Annotated in this window: 18 protein-coding genes; 4 read left to right on the top strand and 14 right to left on the bottom strand. The window is 59.9% G+C overall.

The features are described from left to right. Positions 1-37 precede the first annotated feature (37 nt). The 4 genes from VOI23_RS12495 to VOI23_RS12510 all read right to left on the bottom strand — a co-directional run bounded on the left by VOI23_RS12495 (position 38) and on the right by VOI23_RS12510 (position 4,768). Positions 38-1,057 (bottom strand): hypothetical protein, encoded by a 1,020-nt coding sequence (locus VOI23_RS12495; RefSeq protein WP_323785184.1) that lies wholly within the window; start codon positions 1,055-1,057, stop codon positions 38-40. Between the two features lie 101 nt (positions 1,058-1,158). After that, positions 1,159-1,350, bottom strand: a complete 192-nt coding sequence (locus tag VOI23_RS12500; RefSeq protein ID WP_323785185.1) for a DUF2892 domain-containing protein — start codon at positions 1,348-1,350, stop codon at positions 1,159-1,161. A gap of 124 nt (positions 1,351-1,474) precedes the next feature. Then, complete coding sequence (locus VOI23_RS12505) at positions 1,475-3,100, bottom strand: AMP-binding protein (RefSeq protein WP_323785186.1); 1,626 nt, start codon at positions 3,098-3,100, stop codon at positions 1,475-1,477. A gap of 90 nt (positions 3,101-3,190) precedes the next feature. Further along, the gene (locus VOI23_RS12510) at positions 3,191-4,768 is read right to left on the bottom strand and encodes a M10 family metallopeptidase C-terminal domain-containing protein (RefSeq protein ID WP_323785187.1); all 1,578 of its coding nucleotides are present in this window, start codon (positions 4,766-4,768) and stop codon (positions 3,191-3,193) included. A 97-nt stretch (positions 4,769-4,865) separates the two neighbouring features. On the opposite strand from VOI23_RS12510, the gene VOI23_RS12515 reads away from it, so the two are divergent. Then, a complete protein-coding gene (locus VOI23_RS12515; protein WP_323785188.1) occupies positions 4,866-5,537 on the top strand; it encodes a sulfotransferase family 2 domain-containing protein in 672 nt (223 codons plus the stop codon). A 118-nt stretch (positions 5,538-5,655) separates the two neighbouring features. Here the strand turns inward: VOI23_RS12515 and VOI23_RS12520 are convergent, their stop codons facing one another. The 7 genes from VOI23_RS12520 to VOI23_RS12550 all read right to left on the bottom strand — a co-directional run bounded on the left by VOI23_RS12520 (position 5,656) and on the right by VOI23_RS12550 (position 13,186). Beyond that, entirely contained in the window at positions 5,656-7,857 is a 2,202-nt protein-coding gene (locus VOI23_RS12520; protein ID WP_323785189.1) for a 3-hydroxyacyl-CoA dehydrogenase NAD-binding domain-containing protein, read from the bottom strand. Between the two features lie 21 nt (positions 7,858-7,878). Continuing rightward, positions 7,879-9,090 carry an acetyl-CoA C-acetyltransferase gene (locus VOI23_RS12525; protein WP_323785190.1) on the bottom strand — a complete coding sequence of 404 codons (1,212 nt, stop codon included), beginning with the start codon at positions 9,088-9,090 and terminating at the stop codon, positions 7,879-7,881. A 20-nt stretch (positions 9,091-9,110) separates the two neighbouring features. Beyond that, positions 9,111-9,746, bottom strand: coding sequence for a glutathione S-transferase (locus VOI23_RS12530; protein ID WP_323785191.1), 636 nt, complete (start codon positions 9,744-9,746; stop codon positions 9,111-9,113). 302 nt (positions 9,747-10,048) lie between these two features. Next, positions 10,049-10,261 (bottom strand): hypothetical protein, encoded by a 213-nt coding sequence (locus tag VOI23_RS12535; protein ID WP_323785192.1) that lies wholly within the window; start codon positions 10,259-10,261, stop codon positions 10,049-10,051. Between the two features lie 109 nt (positions 10,262-10,370). Continuing rightward, on the bottom strand, positions 10,371-12,149 hold the full coding sequence (locus tag VOI23_RS12540; RefSeq protein WP_323785193.1) for an acyl-CoA dehydrogenase C-terminal domain-containing protein: 1,779 nt from the start codon (positions 12,147-12,149) through the stop codon (positions 10,371-10,373). Positions 12,150-12,173: 24 nt separating this feature from the next. Beyond that, positions 12,174-12,575: a MerR family DNA-binding transcriptional regulator gene (locus tag VOI23_RS12545; RefSeq protein ID WP_323785194.1), complete on the bottom strand. Its 402-nt coding sequence runs from the start codon at positions 12,573-12,575 to the stop codon at positions 12,174-12,176. Positions 12,576-12,811: 236 nt separating this feature from the next. Beyond that, positions 12,812-13,186: a MerR family DNA-binding transcriptional regulator gene (locus VOI23_RS12550; RefSeq protein WP_323785196.1), complete on the bottom strand. Its 375-nt coding sequence runs from the start codon at positions 13,184-13,186 to the stop codon at positions 12,812-12,814. A gap of 115 nt (positions 13,187-13,301) precedes the next feature. Here VOI23_RS12550 and VOI23_RS12555 point away from each other — a divergent pair, with 115 nt between their 5' ends. The 3 genes from VOI23_RS12555 to VOI23_RS12565 are packed head-to-tail and all read left to right on the top strand — an operon-like array spanning position 13,302 to position 15,569. Then, positions 13,302-13,724, top strand: a complete 423-nt coding sequence (locus tag VOI23_RS12555; RefSeq protein WP_323785197.1) for a PaaI family thioesterase — start codon at positions 13,302-13,304, stop codon at positions 13,722-13,724. Then, a complete protein-coding gene (locus VOI23_RS12560) occupies positions 13,724-14,233 on the top strand; it encodes a PaaI family thioesterase (RefSeq protein WP_323785198.1) in 510 nt (169 codons plus the stop codon). Before VOI23_RS12555 ends, VOI23_RS12560 begins: the two co-directional genes overlap by 1 nt. Positions 14,234-14,237: 4 nt before the next feature. After that, complete coding sequence (locus tag VOI23_RS12565) at positions 14,238-15,569, top strand: MATE family efflux transporter (RefSeq protein WP_323785199.1); 1,332 nt, start codon at positions 14,238-14,240, stop codon at positions 15,567-15,569. A gap of 57 nt (positions 15,570-15,626) precedes the next feature. Here VOI23_RS12565 and arsC read toward each other — a convergent pair whose 3' ends face one another. The 3 genes from arsC to VOI23_RS12580 are packed head-to-tail and all read right to left on the bottom strand — an operon-like array spanning position 15,627 to position 17,355. Further along, on the bottom strand, positions 15,627-15,965 hold the full coding sequence (gene arsC, locus VOI23_RS12570) for an arsenate reductase (glutaredoxin) (RefSeq protein ID WP_323785200.1): 339 nt from the start codon (positions 15,963-15,965) through the stop codon (positions 15,627-15,629). Next, complete coding sequence (locus VOI23_RS12575; protein WP_323785201.1) at positions 15,962-17,020, bottom strand: quinone-dependent dihydroorotate dehydrogenase; 1,059 nt, start codon at positions 17,018-17,020, stop codon at positions 15,962-15,964. Before VOI23_RS12575 ends, arsC begins: the two co-directional genes overlap by 4 nt. Beyond that, positions 17,017-17,355, bottom strand: a complete 339-nt coding sequence (locus tag VOI23_RS12580) for a DUF952 domain-containing protein (protein ID WP_323785202.1) — start codon at positions 17,353-17,355, stop codon at positions 17,017-17,019. The genes VOI23_RS12575 and VOI23_RS12580 overlap by 4 nt, the downstream gene beginning before the upstream one ends. Positions 17,356-17,391 lie beyond the last annotated feature (36 nt).

A 17,391-nucleotide genomic window follows, 5' to 3' on the forward strand; every position in this document is an offset into this window, starting at 1 on the left:
AAGAATGATGGACCCCTGCCATATCGGTGGGGGTCTTTTAGGTTTCGCAGATGCTTTGCAGCCTGATCCAGTCGCCATCGGACAGAACCGGGCTGGGCGCTTCGCCGGGATAGGGGTCAGCCTCGATCAGTGGCAGGGTCGCTTCGCCCGATACATCCAGAGCATAGGCATAGGGGCTGGATTTCACCCCGGCCTCGTGGAACCCTTGCAACAGGGTTTCGACGGGCAGCTCGGTCACTGGCTGCGTCAGCAGGGTTTCGGCATAAGCCTTGAGCGTATCGTCGGGCAGCGTGCCCGTGGTCAGCAGCCTGAGACTACTGAACATGCCGCTGTGACGCAAAAGCTGGTCCAGCGGGTCTGAGGCACGGGCGCGCAACATTTCGGCGATGACGTGACCGGCGGCGATATCGGGGACTTCGTAATCTTCGAACAAGGCGCTGTTCAGCACCATGATACGGCCCGGCAACATGACGCTGTCGGGCACGCCGGTCTTGACCACGGTAAGGTGCAGATCGTCCTCGGTCAGCCGGTCGGCCAAATGGTCCAGCGCCAATCGCGCACTGGCGGTGTCGCAAGATGGACCGGAAAGCCGCTGAATATCCGCCAGCAGGCGCTGACCGATATCCGACCGTTTGGCGGGCGGGACCACGCTGAGCGCGTGATCCACCATCGCGCCCGGCAGCCAAAACACCCCAACCGCCAGAACGGAAGTCAGGGACGCCGCCATCATCACCGCCCTGAGTCGCCCGGGTCGGGGTCGTCGCCGTTCGATGGCATTGCGCAGCTTTTCGATCGCCGCAACCATTTCGGTTTCGGCTTCGGTCAGTTCCAGAGTCTCACCTGGATCACCATCGGGATGATAGATCGCCGGCCAGTCGCCCGGGTTGGCGCGCATCACAGCGGGTAGCGACCAATGGGTCAGCGCCCGATCCTGCAGATCGGAAATCACCAGCGTGGCATCCCCGATCGACACGATCACTTCGCGGCGCTGATCTTCTGGCGAAGCGCGCCAAAGGCCGGACGCTTCGATCCGTTGGTATTTTGTCAATGCTGTCATGCGGGCGCTGCTCTGCCTCGGTCTTTGAGACCTGAATAGCACGCTAAGGGGCAGGGCGGCAATCGGCTAGCAAAGGCGTGGTGAAACCTGTCGTGTGCAGATCAGGCGGCTTTGAAGCCGATCTTGCGGAAGATAGAGGCCGCCGGACAGACCCGGGTGAAGGCCGACTGGAACAGGTTGACGCCGACGAAGGCGGTGAGCCAGACGAAGGCCGGGTGCACGAAGTAGGTCAGCACCAGCGAAAGAAGTACCATGAAGCCCGCAAAGGCGGTGACGGCTTGATTGACGGTCATTTCTATATCCTCTTGTATGGAACGCACCGGGCGAAGAAACCGTGAAACTGTGTTTACGAAGCCCGGTGTGTTAATTAATATTCCATATATGGAATGTTTTGAGCCATTGCAAGAGGCGAGCCGGTCAGAATCCTTTGGCCAGCGTTCTCAGCTCGAATTTCTGGATCTTGCCGGTCGAGGTCTTGGGTAATTCCTGAAACACCACCTTTTTCGGCGTCTTGAACCCGGCCAGCCGTTCGCGGGCAAAGGCGATCAGCGCGGCCTCATCCGCCTGATGCCCGTCCTTTAATTCCACAAAAGCGCAGGGCACTTCGCCCCATTTTTCATCCGGTTTGGCCACCACCGCGCAAAGCAGCACATCGGGATGTGCCATCAGCACGCCTTCGACCTCAACCGAACTGATATTTTCGCCGCCCGAAATGATGATGTCCTTGGCCCGGTCGGCGATCTGCACAAAGCTGTCGCGATGCTGCAAGGCGATGTCGCCGGTGTGGAAATAGCCGCCCGCGAAGGCCTCGGCGGTGGCGTCGGGGTTTTTCAAATACCCTTTCATCACACCGTTGCCGCGCATGACGATTTCGCCCTGCGTTTTGCCATCCATTGGGATCTGCTGCATTTTTTCGTCCATGACGGTGATATGTTCATAGATCGGCATCGCCACGCCCTGCCGCGCTTTGATCGCGGCGCGGTCATCACCTTGTAAGGGGTCCCATTCGGATTTCCAGGTGCATTCGGTGGCAGGACCGTAAACTTCGGTCAGGCCATAAACTTGCGTGACGTTGAACCCCATCGGTTCGATCTTGGCCAGGGTCGCAGGGGCGGGCGGGGCACCGGCGGTGAACACCTCGACCACGTGATCGAAATCGCGGCGGTCGGAAGCGGGGGAATTGACCAGCGTGTTCAAAACGATCGGCGCGCCGCCGAAATGGGTCACGCCTTCATTCGCGATGGCGTCGAATATTGCCTTGGCTGTGATGTCGCGGCAGCACACCACGGTTCCGCCCAGAACCGGCATCATCCAGGTGTGGCACCAGCCGTTGCAGTGAAACAGCGGCACGATGGTCAGGTAGCGCGGGTGCAATGTCATCCGCCAGCTGATCACCTGACCCATCGCATTCAGATAGGCCCCGCGATGATGATAAACTACGCCCTTGGGCCGTCCGGTCGTGCCAGAGGTGTAATTCAGCGCAATGCTTTCCCATTCGTCCTCGGGCATGATCCACTGGAAATCCGCGTCACCGGTTTTCAGCAGGTCTTCGTATTCCATGTAATGCCCATGGGCATGAACCCCGGCCTGATCGTCGGCCACTTCGATCAGGATCGGTGCGGGGCCGTCCATGATTTCGATCGCCTGAGCCAGAACCGGCAGGAATTGCGGATCGACCAGCACCACCTTGGCCTGCCCGTGGTCCAGGATATAGGCGATGGTGTCGGCCTCGACCCGTGTGTTGATCGTGTTCAGGACGCCACCGCAGGCGGGCACACCGAAATGCGCTTCCGCTTGGGCCGGAATATTGGGCAGCACGGTGGCGACCACATCGCCGGGATTGACCCCCAGCTTGGTCAGCGCCGAGGCCAGCCGCGTTACCCGGTCATGGTATTCGACATAGGTTTTGCGATGTGTGCCATAGACCACCGCCGGGTGGTCCGGAAATACTGTCTTCGCGCGGTTCAGCCATGATAGCGGGGTCAGCGGCACGTAATTCGCTGCAGTTTTCCCCAGTCCGGTTTCGTCGGCCATCCAACCCATGATGATTTCCTCCCTCTTTCATGGCGCATATTGCGCAGGGGGGAGGGGCTTGAAAAGTCCGTAAGAACACCAATCGGTCTTTTATCCCGCTCAGGCCATAAGGTCGTATTCGACACCGTTCAGCCAAAGCGTGATTTCCGATTGCGCGGCCCCGTCTACCAATGCCCAGATAATTTGGCCGGTCGGCCGGTAGATGACAAAGGCTTCTTCCACACCAGCGCCGCCCGCGCCGTCCGTTTCGACGAAATTGACCTGAAACTGATCGCGTGTCCCGGTGCGTCCGAATTGCAGGACATCGCCGTCAGCGGCGCTGTAATCCTGTATCCAGTCCGACCCGTGATCTGCGATCCCAAGGTGAAAAAACCTGTCGGCACCGTCACCGCCATTGGCCTGATCGTATCCGAAACCACCGTTGAGGAAATCATTGCCCGCGCCGCCATACAGGATGTCGCCCCAGGCTTGTGCGGTCAGATTGTCGTCGCCGTTTGCCCCGATAACCGTGTCTGCGCCAAAGCCGCCGATCAGGGTGTCCTGACCGTCATCGCCGCGCAATTCGTCATTGCCATAGCCGCCGTCGATATAATCGTCACCCGTCCCGCCGAAGACGGCATCGTGGCGGTCTGCCGCGGTTTCGCCGCCCATGATCGTATCGTTGCCATCGCCACCGATTAGCGAATCCAGACCATCCCCACCGGTCAGGCTGTCATCGCCGCCGCGCCCGTTCAGGGTATCGTTACCATCCAGCCCCTCCAGTCGATTGGCCAGATCATTCCCTTCGACAAGATCATTTCCAGCTGTGCCGATGGCGTTCTCGATGTCGACCCCGTAAGCGACCGCGATCCGGGCCTGAACTCCGCCCGATGCATGGCCCAGTTCCGAAAATCTGCCCTCTCTGAGGTCCAGCACCGCCGCCGTTGTGCTGGCCCCTGCGGTCAGAGTGTCAGTGCCGCCCGCATCCCAAATGACATAGAGATTGCCGTCTTCGCGTAAAACGTAGGTATTATTGCCAGTGTGAAAGCTCTGATTGCCGCCCCAACGTTCCTGAAGCGCAGCAATGTCATAGAGCATCAGGCTTTCCGGTTCCTGACCAAGATCCGGGTTCGGAGTGTAGGACATGACTGTGAATTGGTAATTGTCCTCTTCCTCGGGCAGATACGGTCCCGGCGGAGCGTTGAGCGGATTCACATCGTAATTGCCCGGATGTTTCAAGGAAAACGCATGACCGATCTCGTGCAGGATCAGGTTTATTTCGCTGGGCTGGGTCAGGTCTCGATCGGTGTTGAACACGACAAAGCCGTCATATTCCAGGCTGGGCCAGCTATCGTATTGAAACCGGCCTCTCCCGCCAGACAGCCCATAAGAGGCGCGCAAGAAGGTGATATCGACCGCGTTTTCGTCCAGAGTTTCGACGAACTGAACGTTCAGAACGCGCTCATATTCCCTCAGCCCCGCGCGCACCGCATCGCGTTCGGCTTCGGTATATGTGCCCCAGCCGCCGACATCGGTCCAACTGGTTTCACGCAGATCATCGGGGCGGTCATTCTGAAAACTATAGCTGATCTGCAGAGGCGGCGCTGCTGTCGTATGATAAGTGTCATAGAAGGTGGGCCACTGAACCGCGTCAATCCGTTCGGGCATGTCTTCGGGGGCTACGCCTTGCTGTGTCATGCTTTAACTCCCAAAATTTATTTAACGTTTGAAAATTACCGAAGTCTTGCGTGGACTAGGTCTTTTGGCAATGCTTCGTTTGAGTTAGCATCGCGCCATGTTTATTTCGCACGGTCGGCAATATATCTTCATCCATATCCCCAAGACCGGCGGCACCTCGATGGCGCTGGCGCTGGAAGACCGTGCCAAAAAGGACGATATCCTGATCGGCGATACGCCCAAAGCGACCAAGCGCCGGCGCAAGTACCAAAGTTCCGATTGCAAGGGGCGGTTGTGGAAACATTCCACCTTGGCCGATATCGAAGGCTTGGTCGGCGCCGACGAGATCGAGCGCTATTTCACCTTTACTATGGTGCGCAATCCGTGGGACCGGGTGGTAAGCTATTATTATTGGCTCAGGGATCAAAACTTCGATCATCCGGCGGTGAAGCTGGCCAAGGGCGAAGCGTTCAGCGGCTTTCTCAGCCATCCGCTGACCTGGCGGACGCTGCAGGAAACACCGGCGCGATTTTACATGACCGACGCGCGCGGCAACGAGATTTGCGATACCTATATCCGGCTGGAACATGTCGATCAGGATGCTGAACCGCTTGTCGAACATCTGGGATTTTCACTGCGGTTGCCGCGGGTGAACGAATCGTCGCGCCGGAAAGATTACCGCAGCTATTACAATGACAGCGACGCAGAGTTTCTGGCCGATATCTGTGCTGAGGATATCAAACGGTTCGGCTATCATTTTGATCCGGTGAAAACGCCGGTGGTGCTGTAAGGGTTGCGGCCGGGACTATACGCCCGAAGTGCGCGGCGATCCTTCGTCTACCCATCATTCTCAAAAAAAACGCGCCCCCGAAGGGACGCGCCATACTCGGTAACGCTGTGCGGGGCCGTTAGGCCGCCGCTTTGTCTTCCTTGCCGAACCGGCCATAGAAGGTCTGACCTTTTTCGGCCATTTCCCGCAGCAGCGGCGGGCAGGAAAAGCGGTCGCCATAGGCTTCGGTCAGCTGATCGCAGCGCTCGGCGGCATAAGGCGTGCCGATGATGTCGATCCAGCTCAGCGGGCCGCCCGACCAGGGGGCAAAACCCCAGGCCAGGATGGCACCGACATCGCCCTCGCGGATGTCCATCAGAACGCCTTCCTCCAGCGCACGAACTGCTTCCAGCACCTGCGCGAACATCAGACGTTCCTGAACTTCGATCAGGTCGGGCTGCGGATCGGCCAGCGGGTATTTGTCTGTCATACCTTTCCAATAGCCCTGCCGTTTGCCTTTTTCGTCATAATCGAAGAACCCGGCCTTGGATTTGCGGCCCAGACGCCCTGCGTCTTCCATCCAGAAGATCAGGTCGTCGGACGGGCTGTCGGGATAGGCGTTGCCCATCGCGGCCTTGGTCGCCCGGGCGATCTTGGCCCCCAGATCGATCGAGGTCTCATCCGTCAGCTGAATCGGCCCCACAGGGAAGCCAAGCTGCTGCGCGGCATGGTCGATCAGCGCGGGGGAAACGCCCTCGGTTACCATCCGCATCGCTTCGTTCATGTAGGGAATGATGCAACGGTTGCAGTAGAAGAACCGCGCATCGTTGACCACGATCGGTGTCTTGCGGATCTGGCGCACATAGTCCAGCGCCTTGGCAACGGCCCGATCACCGGTTTCCTTGCCCTTAATGATCTCGACCAGCAGCATTTTTTCGACCGGCGAAAAGAAGTGGATGCCGATGAACTGCTCGGACCGTTTGGAAGCCTTGGCAAGCTCGGTGATCGGCAGGGTCGAGGTGTTGGAGGCGAAGATGCAATCCTCGGGGATGATCGCCTCGACCTTTTGGGTCATCTCGGCCTTGACGCCGGGGTCTTCGAACACCGCCTCGATGATCAGATCGCAGCCTTTGAGCGCGTCCAGATCCGGCGTTGCGGTGATCAGCGACAGCATCGCCTCTTTCTTCTCCGCGGTGACCTTGCCACGCTTGATGCCCTTGTCGAGATAGGCCTCGGTATAGGCTTTGCCCTTGTCGGCGGCGGCCTGATCGCGGTCGATCAGCACGACTTCCATGCCCGCTTGTGCCGACACCAACGCAATGCCCGCGCCCATCATGCCGGCGCCCAACACGCCCAGTTTCTTGACCGACTGATCGGGGATGTCTTTGGGCCGTACCGCGCCTTTTTCCAGCGCTTCCTTGTTCAGGAACAGCGACCGGATCATTGCAGCCGAAGACGGGTTCATCAGGATATGGGTGAACCAGCGCGCTTCGATCTTCAGCGCGGTGTCAAACGGCACCATCGCGCCCTCATAGACCGCGCTCAGCAGCGCCTTGGCAGCCGGGAAGGCACCATTGGTGTTGGCGTTGACCATAGCAGAGGCGCCGACAAAGGTCGGGAATCCGGCAGGGTGATAGGGCGCGCCGCCGGGCATCTTATACCCCTTGGCATCCCACGGCTTCACCAGATCGGCGTCTTTAGCGTTCAGCACCCATTCGCGGGCCGCGGCGACCGGATCACCGACCACGTCGTCGATGATGCCCGCGCCCTTGGCTTTCTTCGGATCGACCAGCTTGCCCTGCAGCAGGAAGGGCGACGCGCCCATCGCGCCCAGCTTGCGCACCAGACGGGTGGTGCCGCCGGCACCGGGGAAAATCCCGACCATGATTTCCGGCAGGCCGATCTTGGCCTTGGGATTTTCTGCGGCAAAGATGCGGTGGGTCGACAAGGGCAGTTCCAGCCCGATACCCACGGCAGTGCCGGGCAGGGCGGCCGCGATCGGCTTGCCGCCTTTCTTGGTCTTGAAATCCATCCCGGCCAGTTCGATTTTCCGCAGCAACCCGTGCATCTGCATGATGCCATCGAACAGCCCCTGTGCCGGATTGTCCCCGGCAGCGGTTTTCATGTCGGCCAGAACGTTCAGGTCCATGCCACCGGCGAAATCTTTCTTGCCGCTGGTGATCACGATGCCTTTGACGCCCTCGTCGGCAAGGGCCGCGTCGATCAGATCGCTCAATTCGATCAGAGCTTCGCCGCTCATCACGTTCATCGATTTTCCAGGGCAGTCCCAGGTGACGATTGCGACGCCGTCGGCGTCTTTTTCCATGGTGAAATCAGTCATTTGTCTCACTCCTGTCCCCGCTTAAACGCGTTCGATGATGGTTGCCGCACCCATGCCGGACGCGATGCACAAGGTGGCCAGGCCCATTTCCTTGTCGGTCCGTTCAAGTTCGTCCAGTAGCGTGCTGATGATGATCGCGCCGGTGGCCCCCAGCGGGTGGCCCATCGCGATCGAGCCGCCATTGACGTTGATCAGGTCCGGGTCGACGTCGAAGGCCTGCTGGAACCGCAGCACGACGGCGGCAAAGGCTTCGTTCACTTCGAACAGGTCGATATCCGAAATGGACAACCCGCTTTCGGCGAGGATTTTCTGCGTGGCCGGAACCGGACCGGTCAACATAATGGTCGGATCGGTGCCGATTTTTGCGGTGGCCCGGATGCGGGCACGCGGGGTCAGACCGTATTTCTTGCCGAATTCTGCGTTGCCGACCAGAACCCCGGCCGATCCGTCGACGATGCCCGAAGAGTTGCCGGCATGGTGGATGTGATTGACCTTTTCCAGATGCGGATATTTCAGCATCGCCACCTTGTCAAAGCCCGGCATCACTTCGCCCATGTCCTTGAAGGACGGCTTCAGCGCGCCCAAAGTCTGCATGTCGGTGCCGGGGCGGATGAATTCGTCATGATCGAGAATGGTCAGCCCGTTCACGTCGGTGACCGGGATAACCGATTTTGCAAACCGGTTGTCATCCCACGCCGCCTTGGCGCGGCGCTGCGATTCCACCGCCAGCGCGTCGGCCTGATCGCGGCTGAAGCCGTATTCGGTGGCAATGATATCGGCCGAAATACCCTGCGGCACGAAATACTGGTCCAGCGCGACGGAAGGATCGACGGCGATGGCGGCGCCGTCACTGCCCATCGGTACGCGGCTCATCATTTCCACGCCACCGGCGATATAGGCCTCACCGGCCCCGCCCCTGACCTGGTTGGCCGCAAGGTTGACCGCTTCCATGCCGGACGCGCAGAACCGGTTGATCGACAGCCCGGGGATCGATTCATCGAGATCTGAGGCCAGAACCGCGGTCCGCGCCAGACAGGCCCCCTGTTCCATCACCTGGGTGACGTTGCCCCAGATCACATCCTCTACCGCGTGGCCATCCAAGCCGTTGCGGCCCTTCAGCGCGTTCAGAACGGTTGCGGACATCCGCAGAGAGGTGACTTCGTGCAGGCTGCCGTCCGGGCGGCCCTTGCCGCGCGGTGTACGCACCGCGTCATAAATATAGGCTTCGGTCATCAGTTGCCTTCCTTCTCGTTTCAGGCCCGGTCGGCAGGCGAGCCGGGCATCAGGTCATAGGGGTGTTTCCAACCGGGCTGGTCGCTGATGTTGCTCAGCCAGCGGTCGATATTGGGCCAGTCGGCGCGGTCAAACCCGAACGGTTCGGGATAATAAAGATAGCCGCAGCAGGAAATGTCGGCATTGGTGATGCCATCGCCAACGATCCAGTCTCGGCCCTCAAGATGGGCATTCAGGGTCTGGTAGGCGGCTTTGAGGCGGCCCAGATTGAAACCGATGACATCCGGGTTGCGGTGCTTTTCGGGCAGGAAATTCATCAGGAACCGGGTCATGCCAGCCTGCGAGCTGAGCTTGTGATTATCCCACAGGACCCAGCGGAGTACTTCGTATTTCTCCTCCTGTGTCCGACCTCCGAATTTGCCTGATTTGTCGGAGACATATTGCTGGATCACGCCGGACTGACTGAGCTTCAGGTCGCCATCGACCATCACCGGCGCTTCGCCCATTTCATTGATTTCGCGGTATTCGGGGGTTCGGTTCTCGCCATTGAAGAAATCGACAAAGACCGGTTCCCAGTCCAGCCCGCTGAGTTGCAGCGCCAGCGCCGCCTTGTAGGAATTCCCGCTTTCTCCGAAGCAATAGAGTTTGATTGTCATGCGTGCTCCCTCCCGATGGTTTGCATGTGGACAGGCTTGAGTGTGAGTATTTTTGGCAAGATGAAAAGCGATGCCTTTCGAAGTAACGCGCCGTTAAGGTTAATCCATTAAGCATAACGCTGCGTTACAGGCTGGAGAGCCGATGGACGTGCAAGGTGAAACCCCGTTCCGCGCCCCGGTTCCGGGTTTGTGGGGCGGGGCGCCTCTTGTGGGTTCATCTTGCCAAAAATACTCAAAAAAGCGCAACTTTTCAGCAGCCTGAGGCTTGGTCTATGGCGCGTTTGGATTACGTCTCCCTTTGCTTAGCGTTTCCGCGCATCCAGTTCTGAATTGAACAATCGCAGCTTGTGGCCGAAATTCTCGTGGTCGATGATCCCGTCGAAATTCTCGAACACGAAGGAAATCGCCTCGCCCTCGTCAAGCCCGGCCTCGGCCGCGAACCTTTTCAGCCGCCGGTAGGCGTCTTCGGTCATGGCGATTGGCATGCGCCGGGTCAGCCGGAAGCGTTTGGGCATTGATCTCCTCCTTGTCGGATTCAACCGGCGCGCATCCCCTGCGCGCCGGAGCCGTGAGTGGGGCATTCCCCCCCCCTGTCAGCCTAAACAGGCGCGGTTAACTCCGGGCTCAGAACTGATCGGCGCTCAGCGCCATCACCGGATCGGCACCGCTGTTGATCCGCGCCAGGTGCATTCCGGTCGCGGGCAGGCGGCGCGCCATGTAATAACGCCCGGTTGCCAGCTTGGTTTCATAGAACGCGGTGTCCGAGGTACCTGCATCCAGCGCTTCCTGTGCCGCCTTCGCCATCTGCGCCCACATCAGGCCGAGGCAAACATGGCCGAACAGATGCATGAAGTCATAGGATCCCGACAGCGCCGCGTTGGGGTTTTTCATACCGTTCTGCATGAAGAACATGCCAGCGGCCTGCAGATCCTTGGACGCCTGTTTCAGCGGCTCGAGGAAACCGTTTTTCAGCGCTTCATTGTCGCCGTTGTCCTTGATGAAGTTCTTCACAAGGTCGAAGAACGCCATCACGTGCTTGCCGCCATCCTGCGCCAGTTTGCGGCCAACCAGATCAAGCGCCTGAACGCCGTTGGCGCCCTCGTAGATCATCGCGATCCGGGCGTCGCGGGTGAATTGCGACATGCCGGTTTCTTCGATATAGCCATGGCCGCCATAGACCTGCTGAGCCTGCACAGTGGCCTGATAGCCTTCGTCGGTCAGGAAGCCTTTGACCACCGGGGTCAGTAGGCTGATCAGCCCGTCGGCATCCTTGTCGCCCATGCGGTGCGACCGGTCGATCATCTGCGCGCCCCACAGCATGAAGGCGCGCGCGCCTTCGATGAAGCTTTTCTGGTCCATCAGGCTGCGGCGGATATCGGGATGCACGATCAGCGGATCGGCGGGACCATCGGGGTTTTTCACCCCGGTGACGTCGCGGCCCTGAAGCCGGTCCTTGGCATAATCCAGCGCGTTCTGATAAGCCACCTCGGCCTGCGCCAGACCCTGCATGCCGACGCCGATGCGGGCTTCGTTCATCATGGTGAACATGGCGCGCATGCCCTTGTGTTCCTCGCCCAGCAGATAGCCGGTCGCCTCGTCATAGTTCATGACGCAGGTGGAATTGCCGTGAATGCCCATCTTTTCTTCGATCTTGCCGCAGGTGACGCCGTTGCGCGCGCCGGGGGTGCCGTCTTCGGTGACGATGAACTTGGGCACGATGAACAGCGACACGCCCTTGATGCCGTCGGGGCCGCCGGGGATCTTGGCCAGCACCAGATGGATGATGTTGGAGGCCATTTCGTGTTCACCGGCAGAGATGAAAATCTTCTGGCCGGAAATCTTGTAGCTGCCGTCGTCCTGCGGCACGGCCTTGGTGCGCATCAGGCCCAGATCGGTGCCGCAATGCGGTTCGGTCAGGTTCATGGTGCCGGTCCATTCACAGCTGACCATTTTCGGCAGGTAGGTCGTTTTCTGCGCGTCGGTGCCATGGGTCAGGATGGCCGAGGCCGCGCCGTGGGTCAGGCCCTGATACATGGTGAACGCCTGATTGGCCGAGCTGAACATTTCGCCCATCGCGGTGCCCATCACATAAGGCAGCCCCTGTCCGCCATATTCCTCGGGCATGTCCAGACCGGTCCAGCCGCCGTCGCGGACCTGATCGAAAGCTTCCTGAAACCCGGTCGGGGTGCGCACTACGCCGTTTTCCAGCACGCAGCCTTCGGTATCGCCCACCATGTTCAGCGGCGCCACAACTTCGGAGGTGATCTTGCCTGCTTCCTCCAGCACGGCCGAGGTGAAATCGGCATCAAGGTCTTGGTAGCCGGGAATATCCGACTGGCTGATCTTCAGAAGATCGTGCAGCACGAACTGCATGTCCTTGGTGGGGGCGGTATAGCTGGGCATGTCTCTCTCCCTTTCAGGCCACCGTCATTCGGCGGCTTTCTTTTGCTGACGGAGCGAAACAATCATCTTTTCGCCCCATTTCATCTGTTCCTTCAGCTCTTCGATGGCCTTGTTCAGCTCATCGCGCTGTTCTTCCATGTCGTGCAGGCGTTCCTGCGCGACGTCATAGGTGCGGCTTAGCTGGGTCAGCTGCGCGTCGCCCATGTTGTAGAGGTCCAGCAATTGCCGGATCTCTTCGAGGCTGAAGCCGAAGCGCTTGCCCCGCAAAATCAGTTTCAGACGCGCCCGGTCCCGTTTGGTAAACAGCCGCTTCTGCCCTTCGCGTATCGGGAACAGCAGCTCCTTGGCTTCATAGAAGCGCAAGGTGCGCGGTGTGACCTGATACGCATCGCACATTTCTCGGATCGTCAGTGTTTCTTCGGTCATTTTTCGCTCGTGGATGTCGTCTGCAGACCAAGAATGCGACCCGTGATCCTTGGTTACAACAGGGGTTGACGTTTACGTAAGCGGGACGCTGCGTCACTTTACAGGGTGACGTAGGATCAATCAAGGTAATCCAGAGGGTGTCATGATTTTCATGCGAAAAGCGAGCGTGACAAGGCTCGTAAAACGAAAAGGAGGCGGGAAACCCGCCTCCTTTTTTGTCGTCTGTTTGAATTGTGTCACATGGATTTCAGCGCGTCTGCGGTTTCGTCGCGGGACTGGGTCAATTCTTCGATGGCTTCCTCCAACTGGCGGCGCTGCTCTTCCAGTTCAGCCAGTTGGCGGGTTGAGCTATTGACCCAGGCTTCCATCTGCGCCTTGGTGCCTTCCTTGTCGTAGATCAGCAACCACTGGCGAATCCCTTCCAGCGAATAGCCCCATCTGCGCCCGCGCAGAACCAAGGTCATCCTCGCCACTTCGCGCGGCCCATAGTAGCGCGACCGGCCTTCGCGTTCAGGCTGCAACAGCTCGATATATTCGTAATAGCGCAAGGTACGCGGCGTCACATCGAATTTGGCGCACATTTCCTTGAATGACAGTCGTGTTTCGGACATTTCTTCGCTCCCTTGCCGGCAGGTTAGGATCAAGTTCGGGCAAGGGCAACCGCCGCCCTTGCGATTTCGGTCGAATGAAGCTCATAAACGTTACGTGAAAAATCAGGAGTAATTGATGGCTGCCGATCAGACCCAAATTGCCCAGCAATTCATCGAAGCGATCCCCCATGCCAAGGAATTGGGGATGCAATATACCGAGGTCAAAGACGGCTTTGCCGCGATGACGATGCCCTATGACGAACGGTTCGTCGGTGATCCGCAGACGGGGGTGATCCATGGCGGTGCGGTTTTTTCCTTGCTTGATACAACTTGCGGCGCGGCAGTAATGAGCCACCCCAAGATGAAGGGCCACCCCGCGACCATTGATCTGCGCATAGATTACATGCGCCCGGCAACACCGGGGCAGGCCATTCGTACCCGTGCGACCTGCTATCGCATGACCCGTTCGGTCGCGTTCGTGCGGGCCGAGGCGCTGGATGACAATGATGAACACCCGGTCGCTTCGGCTGCGGGAACCTTTACCGTGGGGGGCAACTGATGGGACGCAAACCGCCAGAGCCCGTGCAAGTGGTCAAGCAACGCCGTGATGCCGCGCTGAATGCCCTGGTCCACGGCGTGCCCTATATTCAGTTTCTGGGGATTGAATTCGAACGGCGTGGCGATGAATTGACCGCCATCATGCCGTTTCGGGACATGTTGATCGGTAACCCGATGCTGCCGGCAATCCACGGCGGGGCCACGGCGGCATTTCTGGAAGTGACCGCGATCATCGGTCTGAGCTGGTCAATCCTGTGGGAAAAGATCGAAAGCGGCGAAATTGACGCCGACGCGCTGGTGCAGGGCCATCTGCCGAGTCTGCCAAAGACCATTGATTTCACCGTGGACTATCTGCGTTCTGGCCTGCCGCGCGACGCTTATGCAAGGGCTCAGGTGAACCGGTCCGGGCGTCGCTATGCCAGCGTCCATGTCGAAGCATGGCAAGACAACAGGAACCGCCCCTTTGCTCAGGCCACCGGGCATTTTCTGATGCCGCGCCCCGAGGACTAGGCGGTTGTCGACGCCGCCAGTGACGCATCGCAGGGTGTTGAAAATCGCCCTGCCGATTGTTCTGTCGAATGCCACCGTACCGTTGCTGGGGGCGGTGGATACCGGCGTTGTGGGGCAGATGGGGCTGGCCGCGCCAATCGGTGCGGTCGGCGTCGGCGCCATCATGCTGACCGCGATCTATTGGGTATTCGGTTTCTTGCGCATGGGCACGACCGGTTTGGTCAGTCAGGCCCACGGTGCCGGGCAGACCGGCGAGGTGGCGGCGCTGCTGACGCGGGCGCTGATGATCGCCTGGGCGGCCGGATTGGCGATCATCGTGTTGCAAATCCCGATCTTCGCCGCCGCGTTCTGGATGTCGCCGGCCACAGCCGAGGTCGAGTCGTTGGCGCGCGATTACATGCAGATTCGCGTGTTCAGCGCCCCGGCGGCCATATCTATCTACGGGCTGACCGGCTGGCTGATCGCGCAGGAACGCACGCGCGGCATGTTCCTGATTCAGTTCTGGATGAACGGCATGAACATCCTGCTCGACCTAGTCTTCGTTCTTGGGCTGGATCTTGGTGTGCAAGGGGTGGCCTGGGCCACCTTCCTGTCTGAATGGAGCGCCTTTGGGCTGGCGCTTTACCTGTGCCGCGGTGCCTTCGCGGTGCCAGCCTGGCGCGACTGGCCGCGGGTGTTCGACGGTGAACGCCTGCGTCACATGATGCTGCTCAATACTAACATCCTGATCCGGTCGGCCCTGCTGCAGGTCATGTTCCTGTCCTTCATGATGCTGGGCGCGGATTTCGGCGACGTGACCCTGGCGGCAAATCAGGTCTTGCTGCAATTCCTCTACATCACAGCCTATGGCATGGATGGTTTCGCCTTCGCCGCCGAGGCGTTGGTCGGTGGCTACATGGGCGCGCGCGACCGCCTGAAGATGCGCCGCGCCGCGCTGCTGTCCAGTTTCTGGGGGTTGATGGTGGGGCTGGCGATGACGCTGTTCTTCGCGTTCGCCGGAGGCATGATCATCGACATCATGACCACCGCCGCACCGGTGCGCCACGAGGCACGCGTGTTCCTGATCTACATGGTGCTGGCACCGGTGTCGGGCGTGGCGGCCTGGATGCTGGACGGGATCTTTATCGGCGCTACCGGCGGGCGCGACATGCGCAATATGATGCTGGTCAGCTTCGTCGTCTATCTGGTTGCACTGGCGGTGCTTTTACCGATCTTCGGAAATCACGGCCTGTGGATATCCCTGTTGATATCCTTTGTCGCAAGAGGCGTGACGCTGGCTCTGCGATATCCGGCGCTGGAACGGCGGGCACTGCCTGCAGAGGCGGTGTCGGACTGATTTCCACAGGGATCCGCCTTTGGATAACTTGTGGAAATCCCGCCGCGCTGCTTGGTGTCACAGAATGTCCAGCACCGCCTCGGGCGGACGTCCGATCACGGCCTTGCCGCCGCTGAAAACGATTGGGCGCTCGATCAGGACGGGATTGTCCGCCATCGCCGCGATCAACACGTCGTCAGGGTCGGTTTTCGACAGGCCCAGATCCTTGAATAACTGTTCCTTCACCCGCATCATCCCGATTGCAGTGACGCCCAAAGCGTCCCGCGCGGCACGGATTTCATCCGCGCTTGGCGCGTCGTCCAGGTATTTCCGGATCGTGAAGTCGCCACGACTTTCGATCAGCGCCAGAGTCTGCCGCGATTTCGAACAGCGCGGATTGTGCCAGATGGTGATCACAGCCAGTCTTCCCTTTTTGTTGCGATAGCCTCGGACACATTGGCAAATCCATCGCGCTCCAGCAGCCGGTCGAGGCCACGGGCAATTTCAGCGCCTAGGCTGAACCCTTGATAGATCAGCGCGGTATAAAGCTGTACCGCCGACGCCCCGGCACGGATTTTGGCATAGGCGTCCTCGGCGCTGGAAATGCCACCGACGCCGATCAGCGGCAATCGGCCATCGAGCCGGGCGGACAGCTGCGCCAGCACGCGGGTGGATTTTTCGAACAAGGGCGCGCCGGACAGCCCACCGGCTTCGGACGCATGAGGGCCGTGCAACCCGTTACGGTCCAACGTCGTATTGGTGGCGATCACCGCGTCAATGCCGGTGGACAGTGCCACTTCGGCGATGTCGCCGATTTCCGTATCACTCAGGTCGGGGGCAATTTTCAGGAAGATCGGGATCGGACGGTCCAATGCGTTGCGTGCCGCGATCACCCCCGACAGCAGCCCGGTCAGGGCGGCGGCCCCCTGCAGATCGCGCAGTTTTTCGGTATTGGGCGAGGACACGTTGACGGTGGCGAAATCCAAGTTAGCGCCGCAATGGCTCAGCACCCGGGCAAAATCGCCGGCCCGGTCATCGCTGTCCTTATTAGCGCCAAGGTTCAGCCCCAGCACCATGTCGCGCGGACGCTTGGCCAGCCGCGCACCGATCGCCTCCATCCCGTCATTATTGAACCCGAACCGGTTGATCGCAGCACGATCTTCGGTCAGCCGGAACAAACGCGGCTTGGGGTTGCCCGGTTGCGGGCGCGGGGTCGCGGCGCCAACCTCGACGAAGCCGAAACCCGCGCGCGACAGCGATAGCAAAACGCTGGCATTCTTGTCGAAACCGGCGGCGATCCCGACCGGGTTGGCCATGTTCAGCCCCGCCACTTGGGTGCGCAGCCGGGGCGAGGTGACCAGACCGGACAGCGGCACCGCCCCCAACTGCAGCGCCTTGATCGCCAGCCCGTGGGCGGTTTCCGGGTCGATCCGGTGCATCGCCGTCAGACCCAGTTTTTCGATCAGTTTCATCGCACCCCCTCGGGGAACAGGTGTTCGCCATCGACCAATGGCAACGGTTTCGACCACAGCACATCGTCGAACCGCAATTGCCGGTAGAGATGCGGGAAAAGTGCGTCGCCGCGCGACACTTCCCAATGCAGCGCGTCCCCCAAAGCTTCGCTTTCCAGCGCCAGCAGGACCAGCCCGTCCTCGGCTTCGAAATGCTTGGCGGCGGTTTCGGCCACCTGTTCTGCGGTGGAAAAATGGACGAACCCGTCGGCCACATCGATGGGGGCACCATCGGTTGCGCCGTTTTCGACCAGCGATTGCCATTCCTCGGCACGGAAAATCTTGAATATCAGCATGAGGCTCAGATGCCGCGAGACGGACCTTTGGTCAAG

This window comes from Thalassovita sp., from assembly GCF_034670005.1.
In the GTDB taxonomy this organism is placed as follows: domain Bacteria; phylum Pseudomonadota; class Alphaproteobacteria; order Rhodobacterales; family Rhodobacteraceae; genus Thalassobius.

Coding starts and splice junctions, on each gene's coding strand:
- VOI23_RS12530 (WP_323785191.1), bottom strand. CDS start 9,746: ATGACAATCAAACTCTATTGCTTCGGAGAAAGCGGGAATTCCTACAAG.
- VOI23_RS12540 (WP_323785193.1), bottom strand. CDS start 12,149: ATGCCCAGCTATACCGCCCCCACCAAGGACATGCAGTTCGTGCTGCAC.
- VOI23_RS12525 (WP_323785190.1), bottom strand. CDS start 9,090: ATGACCGAAGCCTATATTTATGACGCGGTGCGTACACCGCGCGGCAAG.
- VOI23_RS12495 (WP_323785184.1), bottom strand. CDS start 1,057: ATGACAGCATTGACAAAATACCAACGGATCGAAGCGTCCGGCCTTTGG.
- VOI23_RS12545 (WP_323785194.1), bottom strand. CDS start 12,575: ATGACCGAAGAAACACTGACGATCCGAGAAATGTGCGATGCGTATCAG.
- VOI23_RS12560 (WP_323785198.1), top strand. CDS start 13,724: ATGGGACGCAAACCGCCAGAGCCCGTGCAAGTGGTCAAGCAACGCCGT.
- VOI23_RS12500 (WP_323785185.1), bottom strand. CDS start 1,350: ATGACCGTCAATCAAGCCGTCACCGCCTTTGCGGGCTTCATGGTACTT.
- VOI23_RS12505 (WP_323785186.1), bottom strand. CDS start 3,100: ATGGGTTGGATGGCCGACGAAACCGGACTGGGGAAAACTGCAGCGAAT.
- VOI23_RS12535 (WP_323785192.1), bottom strand. CDS start 10,261: ATGCCCAAACGCTTCCGGCTGACCCGGCGCATGCCAATCGCCATGACC.
- VOI23_RS12550 (WP_323785196.1), bottom strand. CDS start 13,186: ATGTCCGAAACACGACTGTCATTCAAGGAAATGTGCGCCAAATTCGAT.
- VOI23_RS12520 (WP_323785189.1), bottom strand. CDS start 7,857: ATGACTGATTTCACCATGGAAAAAGACGCCGACGGCGTCGCAATCGTC.
- VOI23_RS12575 (WP_323785201.1), bottom strand. CDS start 17,020: ATGAAACTGATCGAAAAACTGGGTCTGACGGCGATGCACCGGATCGAC.
- VOI23_RS12515 (WP_323785188.1), top strand. CDS start 4,866: ATGTTTATTTCGCACGGTCGGCAATATATCTTCATCCATATCCCCAAG.
- VOI23_RS12580 (WP_323785202.1), bottom strand. CDS start 17,355: ATGCTGATATTCAAGATTTTCCGTGCCGAGGAATGGCAATCGCTGGTC.
- VOI23_RS12510 (WP_323785187.1), bottom strand. CDS start 4,768: ATGACACAGCAAGGCGTAGCCCCCGAAGACATGCCCGAACGGATTGAC.
- VOI23_RS12555 (WP_323785197.1), top strand. CDS start 13,302: ATGGCTGCCGATCAGACCCAAATTGCCCAGCAATTCATCGAAGCGATC.